This window comes from Granulicatella sp. 572.rep1_STHE (assembly GCF_001073445.1).
Lineage (GTDB): Bacteria > Bacillota > Bacilli > Lactobacillales > Aerococcaceae > Granulicatella > Granulicatella adiacens.
The window spans coordinates 38202-57819 of sequence record NZ_JVBO01000009.1; the positions used below are offsets into that span (position 1 = coordinate 38202).

The 19618-nt window shown below is 35.4% G+C and carries 17 protein-coding genes; 2 read left to right on the top strand and 15 right to left on the bottom strand.

Features of this window, described 5'->3' with window-relative positions; translation table 11 throughout:
• Positions 1-172 precede the first annotated feature (172 nt).
• From yihA to tig, 4 genes are all read right to left on the bottom strand, one after another.
• Entirely contained in the window at positions 173-772 is a 600-nt protein-coding gene (gene yihA, locus ADH99_RS00985; protein ID WP_049555480.1) for a ribosome biogenesis GTP-binding protein YihA/YsxC, read from the bottom strand.
• Positions 762-2039 (bottom strand): MFS transporter, encoded by a 1278-nt coding sequence (locus ADH99_RS00990; protein WP_049555479.1) that lies wholly within the window; start codon positions 2037-2039, stop codon positions 762-764. Before ADH99_RS00990 ends, yihA begins: the two co-directional genes overlap by 11 nt.
• A 100-nt stretch (positions 2040-2139) precedes the next feature.
• Positions 2140-3381, bottom strand: a complete 1242-nt coding sequence (gene clpX, locus ADH99_RS00995; RefSeq protein ID WP_005605591.1) for an ATP-dependent Clp protease ATP-binding subunit ClpX — start codon at positions 3379-3381, stop codon at positions 2140-2142.
• Positions 3382-3511: 130 nt separating this feature from the next.
• A complete protein-coding gene (gene tig / locus ADH99_RS01000; RefSeq protein ID WP_049555478.1) occupies positions 3512-4792 on the bottom strand; it encodes a trigger factor in 1281 nt (426 codons plus the stop codon).
• Between the two features lie 219 nt (positions 4793-5011).
• Between tig and recU the strand changes: the two genes are divergently transcribed.
• Both recU and ADH99_RS01010 read left to right on the top strand, forming a co-directional pair.
• Positions 5012-5596: a Holliday junction resolvase RecU gene (gene recU / locus ADH99_RS01005; RefSeq protein ID WP_049555477.1), complete on the top strand. Its 585-nt coding sequence runs from the start codon at positions 5012-5014 to the stop codon at positions 5594-5596.
• A 12-nt stretch (positions 5597-5608) separates the two neighbouring features.
• The gene (locus tag ADH99_RS01010) at positions 5609-8092 is read left to right on the top strand and encodes a transglycosylase domain-containing protein (RefSeq protein WP_049555476.1); all 2484 of its coding nucleotides are present in this window, start codon (positions 5609-5611) and stop codon (positions 8090-8092) included.
• 125 nt (positions 8093-8217) lie between these two features.
• On the opposite strand, the gene rny is transcribed toward ADH99_RS01010, so the two are convergent.
• The 11 genes from rny to ADH99_RS01065 form a co-directional block, all read right to left on the bottom strand.
• A complete protein-coding gene (gene rny / locus ADH99_RS01015) occupies positions 8218-9780 on the bottom strand; it encodes a ribonuclease Y (RefSeq protein WP_005605598.1) in 1563 nt (520 codons plus the stop codon).
• 186 nt (positions 9781-9966) lie between these two features.
• Positions 9967-10929 (bottom strand): DHH family phosphoesterase, encoded by a 963-nt coding sequence (locus ADH99_RS01020; RefSeq protein ID WP_049555475.1) that lies wholly within the window; start codon positions 10927-10929, stop codon positions 9967-9969.
• Between the two features lie 84 nt (positions 10930-11013).
• A complete protein-coding gene (locus tag ADH99_RS01025) occupies positions 11014-11976 on the bottom strand; it encodes a DHH family phosphoesterase (protein ID WP_049555474.1) in 963 nt (320 codons plus the stop codon).
• Between the two features lie 2 nt (positions 11977-11978).
• Entirely contained in the window at positions 11979-13295 is a 1317-nt protein-coding gene (locus ADH99_RS01030; RefSeq protein ID WP_049555473.1) for a DRTGG domain-containing protein, read from the bottom strand.
• Positions 13296-13424: 129 nt separating this feature from the next.
• Complete coding sequence (locus ADH99_RS01035; RefSeq protein ID WP_005605605.1) at positions 13425-13829, bottom strand: metal-dependent transcriptional regulator; 405 nt, start codon at positions 13827-13829, stop codon at positions 13425-13427.
• Between the two features lie 109 nt (positions 13830-13938).
• Entirely contained in the window at positions 13939-16569 is a 2631-nt protein-coding gene (gene adhE, locus ADH99_RS01040) for a bifunctional acetaldehyde-CoA/alcohol dehydrogenase (RefSeq protein WP_049555472.1), read from the bottom strand.
• Positions 16570-16831: 262 nt separating this feature from the next.
• A complete protein-coding gene (locus ADH99_RS01045) occupies positions 16832-17107 on the bottom strand; it encodes a post-transcriptional regulator (RefSeq protein ID WP_049555471.1) in 276 nt (91 codons plus the stop codon).
• A 3-nt stretch (positions 17108-17110) separates the two neighbouring features.
• On the bottom strand, positions 17111-17428 hold the full coding sequence (gene yajC, locus ADH99_RS01050; protein WP_049555470.1) for a preprotein translocase subunit YajC: 318 nt from the start codon (positions 17426-17428) through the stop codon (positions 17111-17113).
• 68 nt (positions 17429-17496) lie between these two features.
• Complete coding sequence (tgt, locus tag ADH99_RS01055) at positions 17497-18642, bottom strand: tRNA guanosine(34) transglycosylase Tgt (protein ID WP_048710024.1); 1146 nt, start codon at positions 18640-18642, stop codon at positions 17497-17499.
• A 111-nt stretch (positions 18643-18753) separates the two neighbouring features.
• The gene (locus ADH99_RS01060) at positions 18754-19053 is read right to left on the bottom strand and encodes a HesB/YadR/YfhF family protein (protein ID WP_049555469.1); all 300 of its coding nucleotides are present in this window, start codon (positions 19051-19053) and stop codon (positions 18754-18756) included.
• A 70-nt stretch (positions 19054-19123) separates the two neighbouring features.
• Complete coding sequence (locus tag ADH99_RS01065; RefSeq protein WP_049555468.1) at positions 19124-19540, bottom strand: GNAT family N-acetyltransferase; 417 nt, start codon at positions 19538-19540, stop codon at positions 19124-19126.
• Between the last annotated feature and the right edge of the window lie 78 nt (positions 19541-19618).

Consider the following 19618-nt stretch of genomic DNA (forward strand, 5'->3'; position numbering starts at 1 on the left):
ATACAATACGCCTAATGATACAGCATATAATATAACATAATTCTAAAATGAATGCAATGTAATCAATTCTATTTTTCGCTCAAAACATTGTTATTATCATCTTTATAGTATATCCTTTTAACTTTCAATATACCTTATAAGTTATATTGATAAAAAGAAAAGAGCAAAGCTACTAAGCAATGCTCTCTTTTTTAATAAATTGTTCAATGAAATCCCAAGCTTTCTCTACTCCTTCTCCAGTTTCTGAAGAAAAAGTTAGGAATAAATCTTCTGGAGGTTTTCCAAATGCTTTACGGATTACACTTACATGTTTATTCCATTTTCCTCTAGGAATCTTATCACATTTTGTCATCACAATTCGATAAGGAATATTATAGTATTCAAGAAACTCTCTCATTTGAACATCTTCTTGACTCGGCTCATGTCTAAAGTCTACCAAAATAAGAACTAGTCTTAATGATTGACGAGTAGTAATATATTCCTCAATCATTTTTCCCCACTTTTCACGTTCTTTCTTTGAAACCTTTGCATAACCATATCCTGGTACATCCACAAAGTAAAACAGCTCATTGATATGATAAAAATTTAGTGTTTGCGTTTTACCAGGTTTACTAGAAGTTCTAGCAAGACTCTTTCTTTGAATCAACTTATTGATAAAGGATGATTTTCCAACATTCGAACGACCAGACAAAGCAATTTCAGGAAGGTCTCCTGCAGGATATTGTGCTGGAGAAACTGCGCTAATTGTAAATTCCGCTTTATTAACCTTCATTTTCTAACCCTTTCTTTTCTGGTATTTTAACAAAGAATAACAAAATTGAACCGATTAAGAACAAGATAACTAATGAGAATACTCCATCTAATGATTTTCCTGTCAATTGAGCAGTAATCCCTAACAATGTAGTCCCAAGAATAGATGAGAATTTTCCAAAAATGTTATAAAATCCGAAAAATTCATTTGACTGATTCGCTGGAATCAGTTGACCAAATAACGATCGACTTAAAGACTGTACCCCACCTTGAGCAGTACCAATTAAGATGGCAAGAAATAAGAAATCATTATACGTTTTAAGACCTAAAGCTAAAATACAAATAGCTACATATGTACCAATTCCAATGAATAAAGTCATTTTGTTGCCAATTTTTTTGGATAAAAATCCATAGAACAAACTAAACGGAAAGGCCACAATTTGAACGATTAACAGAATTACAATTAAACTATTCCCATCAAGTCCCATATCTGCACCAATTGCAGTAGCCATTTTAATAATTGTTCCTACTCCATCAATATAGAAGAAATAAGCTAATAAGAAAAGAAATACTTGTTTGTGTTCTCCAATATGTTTAATGGTCTTCCACAAACGGATAAAACTATCTTTTACAGGATTTTTTGGTTTCTCAATAAATGATTTTTGTTTTACATATCTCCAATAAGGGATTGTAAACACAAACCACCAAGCCGCTGTAATAAAGAACCCTACCATTACGACTGCAGTGGAATTTAATCCACTAAACTGCATGACCATCATAAATAAGATAAATGGAAAAACACTACCTATATATCCGTAGCCATAACCTGCAGCAGAAATACTGTCCATTCTATCATAGGAAGTTACATCCATGATAGAACTATCGTAGAAAATATTTGAAGCAGAGTATCCGATTGCAGACAATGTATATAGAACAAGTAAAATCATCCATTGATCACTTTCTACAAACATCATACCAACTACCGAAAATACTCCTATCAACGTACTCCACGTAAACATAGGATTTCTATATCCTTTATAATCAGCCAATGCACCTAATACGGGTGCCATAATAGAAACAATAAAAGTTGCAATCGAGTTTGCATACCCCAAATAAGCAGTAGAATCCGCTGCCGAAACACCGGCGTTAGAAGTTACCGTTTTGAAAAATAAAGGAAATATTGCTGTTGTAATCATTAATGAATAAACAGAATTAGCCCAGTCTTGCATAATCCAAGCAAATTCTTCTTTAGAATATCTTTTTTTAATAAAGGATTTTAACCCTCTCATATATCTCTCCCTCAATTCATATAGTCAATAATAAAATAGAATGAAATACCGCTTATAATACCGCATCTCATTCTATCCTACCATATATTTGTGAAATTCCCTAGGATATCAGGCGATTATCTTCATCGTACAAATCAGGTTGTCCTGTCCCTGTAACAATTGATTCAGTTACTACAACTTTAGTAATATCATTTCGACTTGGAATCTCGAACATTAAATCCATCATAACAGATTCGATAATACTTCTTAATCCACGAGCTCCAGTTCTTCTTTCAATTGCTTTTGAGGCAATAGCATCAAGTGCTTTGGGTTCAAATTCCAATTCAACATCATCCATTGCAAAGAGTTTTTGATACTGTTTCACCAAAGCATTTCTTGGTTTCGTTAAAATATTAACCAAATCCTCTTTAGATAATGGTTCTAATGCAGCAGTAATCGGAAGACGACCGATAAATTCAGGAATCAACCCAAATTTCTGTAGATCTTCTGGAATAATAAGTTGCATTAGACTTTCATGACTTGATAAATTTTTATTAGAAGATCCAAATCCAATAACTTTAGCACCTAATCGTTCTTTTACAATGGTTTCTATACCATCAAAAGCACCACCCACAATGAATAAAATATTAGATGTATCAATTTGAATCAACTCTTGATGAGGATGTTTTCTTCCTCCTTGAGGTGGGACTGAGGCAATAGTTCCTTCAAGAATTTTTAATAAAGCTTGTTGAACCCCTTCACCGCTGACATCACGAGTAATAGAAACATTCTCACTTTTTTTAGCAATTTTATCAATTTCGTCAATATAAATGATTCCTTTTTCAGCACGATCGATATCATAATCAGTCGCTTGCAATAATTTAAGAAGAATGTTCTCCACATCTTCCCCAACATAACCAGCTTCTGTTAACGTAGTTGCATCTGCAATGGCAAATGGTACATTTAGAATTCGAGCAAGAGACTGAGCTAAGTATGTTTTTCCAGACCCAGTTGGTCCAATTAAACAAATATTACTTTTTTGTAATTCTACTTCGTCCTCGTCTTCATTCAATAAATGATTAATCCGTTTATAGTGATTATACACTGCTACCGCTAATGATTTCTTTGCATGTTCTTGACCGACAACATATTCATCTAACACTTTTCGAATTTCTTGCGGTTTCAAGACATCAATCATTTCATCCATACTTATAGATGAAAATTCTTCATCAATGATTTCTTTACATAAATCAACACATTCATTACAAATAAATACATCAGGACCAGCGATAATTTTTTTTACTTGTTCTTGCGATTTTCCACAAAAAGAACATCTTACTTGTTTTGTTTCATCTTTATACAATCTGAAACCCCCATTCTATTTCCTGATTTCTTCTACTAAGAGTACCATAAGTCTTAATTTTCAACAAGAAAAGTTGTTTCAAAAAAAGCGCTGATTTCATATTGAAACCAGCGCGATAAACTTTCATCTATTAAGCTTCTTTCGCAGACTCTGTAATCACAGCTAATGCTTTTTTCATTGCGATATCGTTTTTCAACATATCTACTGAAACTGCTGCACGAACTGCATCTTCTTCCATATCATATTGAGCAGCTAATTCTTTTACTTCGTTAGCTACATCTTCATCAGTTGCTTCGATGCCTTCTTCTTTAACGATTTGTTCTAATACTAAATTAGTCTTAGTACGAACGTCTGCGTCTTTTTCCATCATTTTGTGTAAATCTGCTTCTGTTGTACCAGTGATTTGGTAGTACATTTCAGGAGAGATTCCGTTACGACGCATATCGTTTAAGTAATGCTCCATTTGACGGTGAACTTCGTCATGAACCATTTCATGTGGCAATTCAACGATTTCAGCATTTTCTACTGCTTTACGTAAAGCTTCATCAGCTACTGCCTCGTCAGCTGCTGCTGCTTTAGCTTCTTCTAATTCTTTGCGGAATTTTTCTTTTAATTCAGCTAATGTTTCAACTGAGTCATCCACATCTTTAGCGAATTCATCAGTTAATTCAGGTAATTCTTTAGTTTTTACTTCGTGAACTTTAACTTTGAAAACTGCATCTTGACCTTTTAAGTTTTCTGCATGGTATTCTTCAGGGAAAGTCACTTTTACTTCAACTTCATCGCCTTCTTTAGCGCCAACTAATTGGTCCTCAAAACCTGGGATGAATGAACCAGAACCTAATTCTAATGAGTGGTTTTCACCTTTTCCGCCTTCAAAAGCTTCTTCACCTAAGAAACCTTCGAAGTCGATAACTACTGTGTCACCTAATTCAGCCGCTTCTTCTTTAACAACTAATTCAGCTGCACGAGCTTGTTCTTGTAATAGGCGATCTTCAACATCTTGTTCAGATACTGTACGATCTTGTTTTTCAACAGTTAAGCCTTTGTATTCACCTAATTTAACTTCAGGTTTTACAATTACTTCTGCTTTAATTACCCATGGTTTACCTTTTTCGATAGATTCGATATCGATTTTTGGTTGAGTTACTGGGAAGATTCCAGTTTCTTCAACTGCGTTATCGTATGCATCTGGTAAAAGAATGTTTAACGCATCTTGGTATAATGCTTCTTCACCGTACATTTTTTCAAATACTTGACGGCTTACTTTACCTTTACGGAAACCAGGAACGTTCACGTTCTTTTTAACGCGGTTAAACGCTTGGTCCAAACCTTTTTTAATATCTTCTTGAGAGATTTCAAATGTTAAAACAACTTTATTAGTTTCAACTTTTTCGAATTTTGCTGTCATATTATTCCTCCATAAATTCATTATTCATCTAAAAAGACGAATGGATTTACATACTCATTTATTTTACAATACTCTTCATCTTTTGTAAAACATAATTGACCTGAATAGAATGTTTATTTTATAGGTATTTTTCTACAATGTTAAAAAAAGGTAACAAAAGTAATTGTTTTTTTCATTTTACAATTAAAATGTTATAATAGTCGCCAAAGGAGGGATAAAATGATTCAATATCCAAAAGGACAAAAACACCTAGTACAAACTACTAATAAAGCTGAAAAGCAGACTATATACAGTAGTCGTGGAATGGGTTTAGAAAATATATTGAATCAAACTAATGAACTCTATCGTATTCAAAAAAGAGCCGTCATTCATAAGAAACCTACTCCAGTTCAAGTCGTTAAAGTAGACTATCCTGTCAGAAGTGCTGCCAAAATAACTGAAGCATATTATCGTCATGCTTCTACTACTGACTATAACGGAGTTTATAAAGGAAGATATATCGATTTTGAAGCGAAAGAAACTAAAAATAAAACTTCATTTCCTTTAAAGAATATCCATGAGCATCAGTTAACACATATGAAAGAATGCACCGAGCAAGGTGGAATTTCCTTTGTAATTTTTTACTTTTCAACTTTAAAAAAATACTATTTGCTCGAATACCCAAAAATTGATGAGTATATAAAGGATGTTCATTCTAAAAGACAATCAATCCCTTTATCCTATATTCAAGAAAATGGATATCAAATTCAACTTTCACTACAAATGACTCTTAATTATTTGGATGTAGTGGATGATTTATTATAAGGAGGTCAATAAATGACTGAAAACAATACCGGCCAGTCGCGTTCATCGCAGCACCGCCGACCAAAAAAGAAAGCTTCATCTCCTTCTAATAAGAAAAAAATATTAAAAAAAGTTCTTATTGGTTTAGGAGCATTTATAGGAGTTGCACTGATAGCAATCATTGCAATTTTTGCATATTATGGTTCCACTGCTCCTGAAATTAAAGCAAGTGACCTTCAAGGGGCGACTGAAACAAAAATATATGATAAAGATGGCGAACTAATCTCTTCTCTGGGTGGAGAAAAAAGAGATGTCATTACTAGTGATCAAGTTCCTCAATTACTTAAAGATGCTGTAACTTCAATTGAAGATAAACGATTTTACTCTCATATGGGAATTGACCCCATTCGTATTCTAGGTTCCTTCTTTAGAAATGCCAAAGCTGGTCAAATAACTCAAGGTGGTAGTACGATTACTCAACAATTGATTAAGCTTTCTGTCTTTTCTACAAAGAAAGAAGATCAAACGTATCAACGTAAAATTCAAGAAGCGATTCTAGCACTTAAACTCGAACGTGAGTTTTCCAAAGAGCAAATCCTTACTTTCTATTTAAATAAAGTATATATGGCGAATAGTGTCTACGGATTTGGTACAGCTTCACACTATTATTTTAACAAAGAATTATCGGAGTTATCTCTTCCTCAAGTAGCTTTACTTGCCGGAATGCCTCAAGCACCTAATTCCTATGATCCATATGCTCATCCTGAAGAGGCAAAAGAACGCCGAGATACAGTTTTATATACAATGAAAACAAATGAAAAAATTACTAATGAGCAATACGAGCAAGCTTTAGCGACTCCAATTAATGATGGACTAATTGCTCATGACAATAATGTTGATAGTTCAGATAAAGCTTTAGTCTACGATTCTTTCGTAACGATGGTCTTAAAAGAAGTTCAAGATAAAACAGGTCTTGATCCTTACAATGACGGTCTAGTGATCGAAACCACCATTGATTCTAAAGCACAACAAAAACTGAATGATATTGTTAACACAAATGACTATATCAATTATGTTAACGATAAAATTCAAAGTGCTTCTGTAATGTTAGATTCTAAAACAGGTGCCGTTCGAGCTGTCAGCGGTGGTCGTAAACAAACAACTCTATTCGCTTACAACCGGGCAACTGATAATCAAAGAAGTACAGGATCTACTATCAAACCAATTATCGACTACGGCCCTGCTATTGAATATTTAAACTATTCAACTGGTCAAACGCTATTGGATCAAAAGACAACATATTCAAATGGTGTTGAACTAAATAACTGGGACTTTAGACATAATGGACCAATGACATTACGTAGAGCTCTTGTTTATTCAAGAAATACAACGGCATTAGAAGCGTTTAAGGCTGTTGGTGAAACCAATATTAAATCATTCCTGAATAATTTAGATATTCAAATTAAAAATGATGGACAAGACTATTTAGTAGAAAGTAACGCTATTGGTGCAGAAATTTCTCCAATTAAAATGGCTGCTGCTTACGCAACTTTCTCTAACGCCGGAACTTACTCAAAACCATATACGGTGACTAAAATCACTACTCGTGATGGTCAAGTTTATGAGTTTAAACCAGAACAAAAACAAGCAATGAAAGATTCTACTGCATACATGATTACGAATGTCTTAAAAGATTCGTTCACATATGGTTTTGCCACTGAAGTAGCAATTCCTGGACTTTCAACTGCTGCTAAAACCGGGTCATCAAACTACACTATTGAACAAAAACGTGCAATGGGAGCTTCTGATTATGAAGACATTATCCCAGATTCATGGTTTATCGGATATTCACCTGATTATACAATCTCAGTATGGACTGGTTATGATAATCCATACGAAAAAGGTGGTGGTGTAGATACCACTGAACAAGGATATGCTAAGCTAATTTATTATCACTTAATGAAATATATGGCTCAATACTCTAGTGGAGAAGATTGGGTTCAACCAGATAGTGTTGTTCAACAACAAATTGAAGTAGGATCAATCCCACTAAGTCTGCCTGGACCTAGAACACCAGCAAATATGATTGCTACAGAGCTATTTGTTAAAGGAAGTACTCCAACTCAACAATCTTCAAATTACGGTGTTACAATAGAAGGCCCAACAGGGTTAAAAGCAACATACAATAAGGAAAAGAAAGAGTTAACGGTGACATGGGATCGTTATAATAATACAGGACAAGGAACTCCACAATTCAAAGTGACTGCAAATGGTCAATCACAGACTGTAACTGGAAATTCCGTTAAATTCCAGAATATTACAGGACCAAGTGTTTCTGTCTCCATTGTAGTAACCGTAGGACGTAATAGTTCGGACCCTATTACTAACGAATTCCAAATCGAACAACCTACAACGACTCAAGAACAAACAACTCGTCAATCTGAAACCACGACAGAAAATAACCGTCGTAATGATTCAAATAATGAACAAACAACTCAAGAACGACGAAACAGTTAGAATTAAGACGTAAAAAATAAAGACGTTATCCATGAAATGGATAACGTCTTTATTTATAAAAAGCTCCCTATAAATAATCATAGGGAGCCTTCTTCTAATGTCCTTTTAAAATTAAAGTACACCAATTATTTAGCAAACTCAACTGCTCTTGTCTCACGAATAACTGTAACTTTAATATGTCCTGGATATTGGAGTTCTTCTTCAATTTGATTTTTGATGTCATGAGCTAAAATTATTGCCTTTTCATCACTAATTTTGTCTGGTTGTACCATTACACGTACTTCACGACCTGCTTGAATTGCAAAGCTTCTTTCTACACCTTCGTGTTCTGTTGCAATCGCCTCAAGTCTTTCTAGACGACGAATATAATTTTCAACTGATTCACGTCTTGCTCCTGGGCGAGCTGCTGATAAAGCATCGGCTGCTGCCACAAGAACGGCAATCGTTGAAGTCGCTTCAACATCTCCATGGTGTGAAGCAATGGCATTTACAACTACTTTGTTTTCTTTATATTTTTGAGCGATTTCAGCGCCAATCTCAACGTGCGAACCTTCAATTTCATGATCCAGTGCTTTTCCTAAATCATGAAGTAAACCTGCTCGTTTAGCAAGATTTACATCTTCCCCTAGTTCACCGGCCATCACACCAGCTAACTTAGCAACTTCGATACTATGGTTTAATACGTTTTGACCGTAACTAGCTCTAAAGTATAAACGACCTAAAATCTTAATCAAATCTGGATGTAATGAGTGAATTCCGACTTCAAATGTCGCTTGTTCACCAATCGAACGAATACGCTCATCCATCTCTTTACGAGATTTTTCTACCATTTCTTCAATACGAGCGGGATGAATTCGACCATCAGAAATTAATTTCTCTAAGGTCATCTTAGCGATTTCTCGACGAATTGGATCGAAACCACTTAAAACTACCGCTTCTGGTGTTTCATCAATAATAACATCAATCCCCGTTAATGATTCAAGAGTACGAATATTACGACCTTCTCGTCCAATAATTCGCCCTTTCATTTCATCACTTGGTAAAGTCATAACTGTTACTGTATTTTCTGAAACTAAATCTGCTGCAGATCTTTGAATCGCTTGAAGAATGATATTCTTAGCATTTTTATCTGCTTCATCTTTTGCAAGTTGCTCAGACTCTTTAATCATGATGGCACGTTCCTTACTTAACTGTTCGGTCATGTCTTTCATAATTATTTCTTGTGCTTCTTCTTTACTAATTGTAGAAATACGTTCCAATTCTTCTTGTTGTTTTGCAACTAGAGCTTCTGCTTCTTGCTCTTTTTCTGTCACTCTTTCAAGTTTCTCTTGGATTTTAGTTTCCTTTGATTCAATGGATTGTTCACGTTTCTCTAAAATTTCATCCTTACGATCCAAATTCTTTTCACGTTGAATCATTCTCTTTTCTTGAAGAAGTACTTCATTTCGTCTTTCTTTTAACTCATTTTCAACTTCAGCACGATACTTATGATTTTCCTCTTTTGCTTCTAAAAGAACTTCCTTCTTTAATCGATCCGCATCTTTTTCAGCATCTTTGATAATCATATCAGCCGATTCGCGAGCTGCTATTAACTTTTTCTCATAATTTGATTTGAAACCAACATATCCAGCAACAATTCCAATTATTAAAGCTAAGATCGCGAGGCCACCTATTACTACTGAGTCCATTGAGTCACCTCCGTCTCTATTTAATTTTAATCAAAATAAATTGCATTGATATAATTTATGGTTAAATGTGATTTAACACATAATATCATTGTATTCTTGAAATCGTTATAAGTCAATTCATTTAAGAAGAATTTTAAAACAAAAAAGTCTTTTAGTACTTAAAATACTAAAAGACTAAAGCAATTGCTATTTATTCAAAAATTCTTTTGCTGAATCATTCAGTTCAGAGACAATTTGTTGCACTTCATCTAATGTACTCACTACAGCTCCTGAAGCTAACGGGTGTCCACCGCCTCCATGATTTTGAGCAATTGTATTCACGATTGGACCTTTAGAACGAAGATTTACTCTATACGTTCCATCTGGTTGTTCCACAAAAAGACCCCAACAATGAATGCCCTCTACTGTACTTGGTAATGAGATTACTCCGTGTGTTTGGTCTTCTTCAATACCATAAGTTTTTAAATGTTCCTGAGTCAATACAGTTGCTGCAACTCCATTGTCAGAAATTTCCATATTTTGATAAATATATCCTGCTAAGCGACTAACTGAAACAGGATTTGTAATCATTTGGTACGCAATCCCTGAAATATCTACATCGAATTCTAATAATTTAGAAACCATTGAAAATGTAATGGTTGTCGTCGAAGGATACAAGAAACGTCCTGTATCACCAACAATACCAGCATAAAGTGCATTAGATGCTTCTTTTGACATTGTCCAAGTACTTTCAGCATCAAAAGCAAAACGACACAACATCTCACTTGTACTGCTTGAATCAGTATCAACAAATGAAATAGCTCCATACACATCTCTATCTGGATGGTGGTCAATTTTAATCACTTTCGATGGATCTACTTCAAATGGGCAATCAATACGCGGTGTATTCGCACAGTCCAATACAATAACAAGTGAAGCGTCAAATTGCTCTTGCGTGATCTCGTCCATTTCTCCAATATAATTTAATGAGCTAGGCATTTCACCAAGTAAATAGACTGTTTTCTCTGGATAAGTCGCGCGAATAATTTCTCTTAACCCTACTTGTGACCCAATTGCGTCTGGGTCTGGTGATTCATGACGTAAGATTACAATCGAATCCGCTTTTTTTATTTCTGCATCAATCTTTTTAAAAAACTCAGTATAATTCATTATTTTATAATTCCTTTCATCCAATCATAGGACTAATTTTATTGTAAATACAACACTTTATAATACTCTTATTTGAGTGTTATTTCAATTTTTCTTAAAGTTTCTTACTGCCTCTTTCAACTTAGCATCCACTTCTAAAATTTGGGCTTGCGTAACAGAAGGAATACCGCATGCAAGTGTATGACCTCCGCCGCCGAACTCTTGCGCAATGTGATTTACTATTGGTTCTTTTGAACGTAAATGAACTCTAAAGGTACCATCTTCTTGTTCCACATACAGACTCCAAGCCAAAATCCCTTCAACAGTACCAGGAACTGAAACTACAAGTGAGGCTAACTGGTCATTAGCTTTGAAACGACGAAGTACCTCTTTGGTTAAAATAACACTCGCCATCCCTTCAGGAGATACTTTTAAATGCTCGTAAATATACCCTGTCATTCGATTCACATTCAGCGGTTTCGTAATCATCCTATCGGCAATCCCAAACAAATCTACATCGTGTTGTATCAATTTTGATACAAGCGCAAAAGTTTTCGAAGTAGTCGACGGATATAAGAATCGTCCTGTATCTCCGATAATTCCAGCGTAAATAACATTAGCGGCTTCTCTGTTCATTTGAAATGGTGTCGTTGCATCAAAAGCAAATTCTGCCATGATTTCACTAGCACTTGCGGCAGTTGTATCCACATAACAAACCTTTCCGTAAGAAGTCACATTTGGATGGTGATCAATCTTAATCACCTCATCTACATTCACTTCAAACGGACAATTAATGAGTCGAGGTGTGGAACAGTCCACAACGATAACCAGCGAATTGTTGAATACCTTTTGAGTGATTTCATCCATATCACCGATATACTTCAAGTTTTCGGGCATATCTCCAATAACATAAACAGACTTTTCAGGATATGCCCCTTTTATCAGCTTACTAAGTCCTATTTGTGACCCTAAAGCATCTGGGTCTGGTTTTCTATGCCTTAAAATCACGATTGAATTGGCTTTTTCAATCTCCGTGATGATTTTTATTAATAATTCTTTGTAATTCATTCCTAGTTTCTTTCCATTAATTGATTTGACATAATCGCCTTCGCAACTACCGAGTTTTCAAGTAGCACAGAAATATCAATTTTAGATACTTTTCGTCCAATATCTAAAGTCTGAATTTGAATCGCAATTTTGCTTTCAATTGGAATCATCCTCAAATAATGCATTTCCAATTGTTCAATAACCGTATTGCGACGTTGGCTACGATGAATGAATTCTTTCGAAGCAACTGAAACCACTTCACAAAGAACTCCAAAAGATAACATCCCTAAATTATTGGTCATCTGAGGAGTAACCGTAAAACTAAATCTCGCATTTGTTGGGTTAATTTCTATTACTTCTAGATTTTCACTCACATCATCCTCAAAAGTATTCCCTACTTGAGGTTGTCTTTGTGTTAATTGCATAGCTTTCATAACGTCACGTCTTGAGATGATTCCAATCAGTTCCATATTATCTTGAACAACAGGTAGCATTTCTAAACCATTCCATATCATCGAATGCGCAACGCTTGCCACACTCGCATGTAACTTAGATACAGAAGGATTTTTAGTCATGATTCTTTCAATAATTAAACTATCAGATTTTCCTAATATATCTTTAGCTGAAACAACCCCTACTAAACGATTAGAGTGATTCACAACTGGAAAGCGCGAATTTCCTGTTTTCTCACTTAGCTGGCGATATTCTTTAACGGTTTGATCCATTCTCAAGTAATTCGTATTTTCGATATCGTTATAAATATCTGCAACAATCATGATTTTTTTCTTAATCAGTTGATCGGTCATTGCTCGGTTGATGAGACTAGCAACAGTAAATGTATCGTATGTTGTTCCCATCAATGGAATTTTAAGTTCATCCGCTTTTTGAATTAATTGAGGCGTTGCTTGGAATCCCCCAGTAATTAGAACAGCTGCTCCTTGATTCAAAGCGAGTAATTGTGCATCTTCACGGTTCCCGATAATCACAAGTGATTCTGGTTGAATATAACGTGTCATAGCGTCTAGTGTCATCGCACCTATAACGAAGCGGTTTAAGATTTTATCTAATCCTTCATGCCCACCGAATACTTCCCCTTCAATAATCTTAATAATTTCTCCAAAAGAAAGTTTTTCTAGATTATCCTTTGTTTTACGTTCAATACGAATCGTTCCAACTCGTTCAATGGTCGAAACAATCCCAATATTTTCAGCTTCCTTAATGGCACGATAAGCAGTGCCTTCGCTCATTTCCATATTTTTTGCAATCGAACGAACTGAGATTTTTTCTCCAACTGGAAGCGATTCAATATAACGAATGATTTGTTGATGCTTTGATGTCATAATATCCCCTCTGTATTAAAAAAATGAAACACCTAACTTAAACTGTACTATTATTGTACTAAATTTTTTTCTTTAATACTAGAGCCCAAACAAAAAAACTGGTCAAAACAGACCAGTTTTACAACTATTTTATTCTGAATATGGAGGTATTTCTTCTCCATGAGGACAATGCGTTGGATTCCCTAAGAACTCCGCTAATCGCTCTGTCATTTCAACACTTGAAGCATGTTCGAGAATTTCTGCTTGATCATGAACAGACTCTCCACTAAATCCAAGAGAATTAACAAGAAAGACTTCCCAGATTTTATGCGAACGAATCAAACGTTCTGCAACTTTAATCCCTTTTTGCGTTAATTTTGCACCTTTATAACGAATGTATTCGACCGTGCCATCATGTACTAGCTTGTTTAACATTTCTGTTGTGGAAGCTGCTGAAAGGTCCAACATTTGATTGATGGCTTTATTCGTTACAAATTCATCTTTACCACCTAATTTATAGATTGTTTTAATGTAATCTTCCTTATTTGGTGTCATAAGCCATCTCCTTTCATTTCCCTTTCAGTATAGCATAGTTTGCGATTGAAAAACAGAGCTAAGAAAGAGCCTTAGGAAACTCCTAAGACTCTTTAGATTTAAAAATCAATTATTTGATACGACCTGGACGTTCTTTGTATCCAAAATATGCATCCGCAAGAATTTCTTCCATATCAGCTACCATTGGTAAACGAGGGTTTGCAGGTGAGCATTGATCTTCATAAGCAAGCATTGCAATCTCATGGATTGTAGCTAACCATTCTTTGTGGTTAACACCTTGAGCTTTGAAGTTCATTTCGATACCTACAGCTTCCCCTAATTCGTATACAGCTTTAGCTAAAGCGTCAACTGCTTCTTCAGGTGTTGAAGATGGTAATCCTAACATACGAGCAATGTCTTGGAATTTTTCATCTGCACGGTAGTAGTTGTATTTTGGCCATGTAGCAGCTTTAGCAGGACGAGTACCATTGTAACGGATTACGTATGGTAATAGAATTGCATTTGTACGTCCGTGAACAGTGTGGAAGAATCCACCAATCTTATGCGCCATTGAGTGGCTCATACCTAAGAACGCATTGGCAAATGCCATACCAGCCATTGTAGAAGCGTTATGCATTTTTTCGCGTGATACGAAATCAGCATTTTTCACACTGCTTACTAAGTTTTCAAATACTAATTTAATTGCTTGCAATGCTAAACCATCTGTATAGTCATTTGCAAGTGTTGAAGTGTACGCTTCAATTGCGTGAGTTAATACGTCCATACCAGTATCAGCTGTTACAAAGTCTGGAACTGTCATCACTAATGCAGGATCAACAATCGCAATTGTTGGTGTTAGTGAGTAGTCAGCTAATGGATATTTACGGTTGTTTGCTTTATCTGAAATTACCGCGAATGGTGTTACTTCAGAACCTGTACCAGAAGTTGTTGGGATACCAACGTATTTAGCACGTTCCCCTAATTCTGGGAATTTGAATGCACGTTTACGGATATCCATGAATTTTTGTACTAAGTCACGGAAGTCCACTTGTGGTTGTTCGTAGAACATCCACATTACTTTCGCAGCATCCATTACAGAACCACCACCAAGAGCGATGATTGTATCTGGCTCGAAGCTCTTCATGATTTCAGCACCACGGTTTACTGTTGTGATGTCTGGATCTGGTTCTACGTCTGAGAATACTTCATAAATTACTTTGTTTGGACGTAATTCTAATTGTTCAATAACACGTTGTAAGAATCCTAATTTAACCATTGCTTGGTCAGTAACGATCATTACACGGCTTACATTTTTCATTTTTTGTAAGTATTGAATTGAATCGCGTTCGAAATAGATTTTTGATGGAACTTTAAACCATTGCATGTTATTTCTACGTCTCCCTACTTTTTTGATATTTAATAGATTTACAACACTTACGTTATCCCCAACTGAATTACGTCCATAAGAACCGCAACCAAGTGTTAATGATGGGATAAATGCGTTATAAACATCCCCGATACCACCAAAAGTAGAAGGAGCATTCCAAATGACACGAATTGCACGAACAACGCGTCCAAATTCTTTAGCTAATTCAGCATCTTCAGTATGAATTGCTGCTGAGTGTCCTAAACCATGGAATTCAACCATTTGACGAGCTTTTTCAACACCATCTTCACGTGATTCTGATTTAAGTACTGCAATGACAGGAGAAAGTTTTTCACGAGTTAAAGGTTCTTTTTCGCCAACTTCTTTACATTCTGCAGCAAGAATGTTTGTTCCTTCTGGAACTGAGAAACCTGCTTGTTCAGCAATCCATGCAGCTGGTTTACCAACGATGTTCGCATTTAGTTTAGCACCAGCACAGTTTTTGCTGTTTGCTTTTACGCCGAAGCAGAATTCTTCTAATAATGCTTTTTCTTTTTTGTTTACGAAGTAAGTGTGGTAGCTCTTTAATTCTTCAACAAAGTCATCGTAAATTTCTTTATCAATGATTGCTGCTTGTTCAGAAGCACAAACCATACCATTATCGAATGATTTACTCATTACGATATCGTGAGCCGCTTGACGAATGTTAGCAGATTTTTCAACATAAGCTGGAACGTTCCCTGCACCAACCCCAAGAGCTGGTTTTCCGCAAGAGTACGCAGCTTTAACCATTGCATTACCACCTGTTGCTAAGATTGTAGCAATACCATCGTGGTTCATTAAAGCGTTTGTTGCTTCAATTGATGGATGTTCGATCCATTGAACACAGTTTTCAGGAGCTCCTGCTGCAACTGCTGCATCGCGAACGATTTGAGCTGCATGTGCTGAACTTTGTTGAGCTGATGGATGGAATGCAAACACGATTGGGTTACGTGTTTTTAATGCGATTAACGCTTTGAAAATTGCAGTTGAAGTTGGGTTTGTTGTAGGTGTAATCCCACAAATAACCCCTACAGGTTCAGCGATTAAAGTTAATCCAGTTACGTCATCATCTGAAATAACGCCAACTGTTTTAGTATGACGCATGTTATGCACTACATGTTCACAGGCAAATAAGTTTTTCGTAGCTTTATCTTCGAAAACTCCACGCCCTGTTTCTTCGATTGCATGTTGTGCTAATACACCGTGTTGGTCTAACGCAGCTACTGATGCTTTGGCTACAATGTAGTCCACTTGTTCTTGATTTAACAAGCGAAATTCATCTAGAGCTTTTAATCCTTTCTCAACTAATAAGTTGATTTCTTGTTGTACTTGGTTGCTTTTTTCTTCACTCACTTGTGATTTCCCCCAGTGCTTGTTATTTTTATCACATTTATATCGTACACTATTTCACATTGTTTGTAAATAGTTTTCATAGAAAAATTTTTCTAATGAAAACATATTCATTTGTTTTCATCTCCCTTTCAATTTAAAGTCCTAACCTATACTTTTATTCTATCTATAATTCCGAAAATATCAATACTAATTCTAAATTTTTTTGCAAACCTTTACATTTAATTATAAAAGAAAGAAGCTGGCATTTTGCCAGCTTCTCTCTTTAAAACAATTCACTAAGATTGATATCTTCTAATGTTATTTCTTTGTTTGTCTGCGCCTCTAATGACTCAAAATCAAAATACTCATTAATACTTAGCTGATTGATTTGAAAAATTTGCTCATAAAGATTTTCAGGAATTTTTTTCTTCCATTTATAGTCCACAAAATAATGGGAAAGATCTTCCTTTGAAATGGTCTTATATCCAAGTTCATTAAATTCCATTACCTTATAATGGAACCATGTTTTATGTCTATCTTTTAAACTTTCCTTGTTCATAGACTACTCTTCTTCAGTTGCTACTTCTTCCGTACGAACTTCAAGATTTGTTGGAGCTGCAGTAGGGATGACATGATGAATAGCGCGTTTTTCGAATACTAAAATAACACCTTCACAGTTTAATTCAACTGTTTGATCTTCACTATTCACATTTTCAATGACACCATGTAAACCTCCGATGGTAACAACGCTATCGCCTGGTTTAATGGCATCCATTCTTTCCTGCATCTCTTTAACTCTTTGACGTTGTTTACGTCCAAAGAACCAGAACGCTCCACCCGCTACTACTACGTATAAAATTAATAATGTTGTTTGATCCATAATCTTTCCTCATTTCTTAAAATTTATAGTCTTACTTTAACAAAAATGACCGGATTTTTCTATAAGCATTAGAAATTTCTAGCATTTTCTTTATTGAATCCATACTCTTCAAAGAACGCTTCTCTAAACTCTAATAAGTTATCATCCATAATCGCTTGTCGAACTTGTTTCATTAAGTTTAATAAGAAGTACAAGTTATGATAACTGGTTAAGCGCAATCCGAATGTTTCATCTGTTTTAAATAAATGACGAATATAAGCACGTGTATAGTTACGGCATGTGTAACAATTACATTTCTCATCTAATGGACGGAAATCACGTTCATATTTCGCATTTTTGACTACTAGACGTCCGCTACTAGTCATACATGTACCGTTACGCGCAATACGTGTTGGTAATACGCAGTCGAACATATCTACTCCACGAATGACACCATCGATTAATGAGTCGGGTGAACCTACTCCCATTAAATAGCGAGGTTTATTAGAAGGAATCAGTGGGGTTAAGTAATCCAACACTTCATTCATCTCTTGCTTTGTTTCGCCAACAGATAATCCACCAATAGAATATCCTGGGAAATCAAGAGAAATCATATCTTTAGCATGAGCAATACGTAAATCTTTATAGCCTGCACCTTGTAAGATACCAAATAATGCTTGTGTGTCTGGTGACTTATGAGCCTTTAATCCACGCTCTGCCCAACGAGTTGTACGAGCAATCGAGTCTTTCACATAATCATGTGTATGATGAAAATCAGGACATTCGTCAAAACTCATAATAATATCCGCGCCTAATTTGTTTTGAACATCAATTGAAATTTCAGGCGATAAGAACAATTTAGATCCATTTAAATGATTTCTAAAATGAACCCCTTCTTCTTCAATACGACGCATATCACTTAACGAAAATACTTGGAAACCACCTGAATCGGTTAGAATTCCTTTCTTCCAATTCATGAAGTTATGGAGTTTACCAGCCTCATCTACAATATCCGCACCAGGACGTAACCATAAATGATAAGTGTTACTTAAAATGATATTAGCGCCCATTTCATCTAATTCCTCTGGAGACATTGATTTTACGGTAGCTAGGGTTCCGACCGGCATAAACATCGGTGTTGGAAAAGTACCATGAGGTGTAATGATTTCTCCAAGACGAGCGCCTGTATGTTTTTCTGTTTTAATCAATCTATATTTTACTGCAGGTTCTGTCATTGCATAAATCCTTTCTTCATTTCATAACTATCTAACTTTACTCTACATAGGCAAAAATGTCCAATAAAAACGGGAGTCACGCACTCAATGACTCCCTTATTTTTATCAACCTTAGTCGGCAATTTTTGTATAATTGTAGCTTGGCTCTTTCAACTTCTCATCAAAGCTTACTTCTAAATTATGTCCTCGGAAAAACCATTCATCTCCAGTTTCAACAAAGTAAGTAATACCATTTTCTTCAACGCTCACATATGGATTACTTGGAGCATCCACTTCAACAGCTAAAGAGAAGCCTTCATGAATCGGGCTGCATCCGTATACTTTACCCAGGAAACGAACACCACGTTCTTTAGATACACCCATTTCTTCTTCAAACCATGCTTGTGCTTTTTTATCAATTGTTAATTGCATTGTATCCACTCTTTCCTTTAGTTTACATTCTCATTCTAACATAAAACCATAAAAAGTTAGTAAAGTTTGCTCACTGATTACCTGTATACATGAAAGAAACACAGTTTAGTGATGTTAAACTTGTGAACCCATTAGATTCATAAAAAGAGATTGTCTTCATTGAATTATCAGTAGCTAATTGAATTTGATACACATTCTTGTACTTTTCTAGAGTCTGTTGTAACAATTTTGTTCCGATTCCCTGGTGTTGATACTCAGGAGTTACCAAAATATCTTGAATAAACAGAATAGACGCTCCATCTCCAACGGCGCGCAGTACACCAACGAGTATTCCTTTTTCATTAAAAGCCGCTAAAACATGAAGCGAATTTTTATAAGCAACTTCAAGCATTTCTGGATTTTGCGTGTAATTTGTCCATTCTACTGCTTCATATATAGGCAATACATCTACTAAAGTGATTTCTGGATTATCAACATAGCGAATCATATGATTCAACCCCTTTAACTTTTTTTCGTTTATTTACTCTCGTAAAAATTATAAATAAAAAAACTGGAATCCACAATA

What these genes read in the sequence shown, in the direction of transcription:
- ADH99_RS01065 (WP_049555468.1), bottom strand. Translation starts at nt 19,540, where the DNA reads ATGATTCGCTATGTTGATAATCCAGAAATCACTTTAGTAGATGTATTG.
- rny (WP_005605598.1), bottom strand. Translation starts at nt 9,780, where the DNA reads ATGGACTCAGTAGTAATAGGTGGCCTCGCGATCTTAGCTTTAATAATT.
- ADH99_RS01030 (WP_049555473.1), bottom strand. Translation starts at nt 13,295, where the DNA reads ATGACATCAAAGCATCAACAAATCATTCGTTATATTGAATCGCTTCCA.
- yajC (WP_049555470.1), bottom strand. Translation starts at nt 17,428, where the DNA reads ATGGATCAAACAACATTATTAATTTTATACGTAGTAGTAGCGGGTGGA.
- tig (WP_049555478.1), bottom strand. Translation starts at nt 4,792, where the DNA reads ATGACAGCAAAATTCGAAAAAGTTGAAACTAATAAAGTTGTTTTAACA.
- ADH99_RS01060 (WP_049555469.1), bottom strand. Translation starts at nt 19,053, where the DNA reads ATGCAATTAACAATTGATAAAAAAGCACAAGCATGGTTTGAAGAAGAA.
- tgt (WP_048710024.1), bottom strand. Translation starts at nt 18,642, where the DNA reads ATGACAGAACCTGCAGTAAAATATAGATTGATTAAAACAGAAAAACAT.
- ADH99_RS01010 (WP_049555476.1), top strand. Translation starts at nt 5,609, where the DNA reads ATGACTGAAAACAATACCGGCCAGTCGCGTTCATCGCAGCACCGCCGA.
- ADH99_RS01045 (WP_049555471.1), bottom strand. Translation starts at nt 17,107, where the DNA reads ATGAACAAGGAAAGTTTAAAAGATAGACATAAAACATGGTTCCATTAT.
- yihA (WP_049555480.1), bottom strand. Translation starts at nt 772, where the DNA reads ATGAAGGTTAATAAAGCGGAATTTACAATTAGCGCAGTTTCTCCAGCA.
- recU (WP_049555477.1), top strand. Translation starts at nt 5,012, where the DNA reads ATGATTCAATATCCAAAAGGACAAAAACACCTAGTACAAACTACTAAT.
- ADH99_RS01025 (WP_049555474.1), bottom strand. Translation starts at nt 11,976, where the DNA reads ATGAATTACAAAGAATTATTAATAAAAATCATCACGGAGATTGAAAAA.
- ADH99_RS01035 (WP_005605605.1), bottom strand. Translation starts at nt 13,829, where the DNA reads ATGACACCAAATAAGGAAGATTACATTAAAACAATCTATAAATTAGGT.
- ADH99_RS01020 (WP_049555475.1), bottom strand. Translation starts at nt 10,929, where the DNA reads ATGAATTATACTGAGTTTTTTAAAAAGATTGATGCAGAAATAAAAAAA.
- ADH99_RS00990 (WP_049555479.1), bottom strand. Translation starts at nt 2,039, where the DNA reads ATGAGAGGGTTAAAATCCTTTATTAAAAAAAGATATTCTAAAGAAGAA.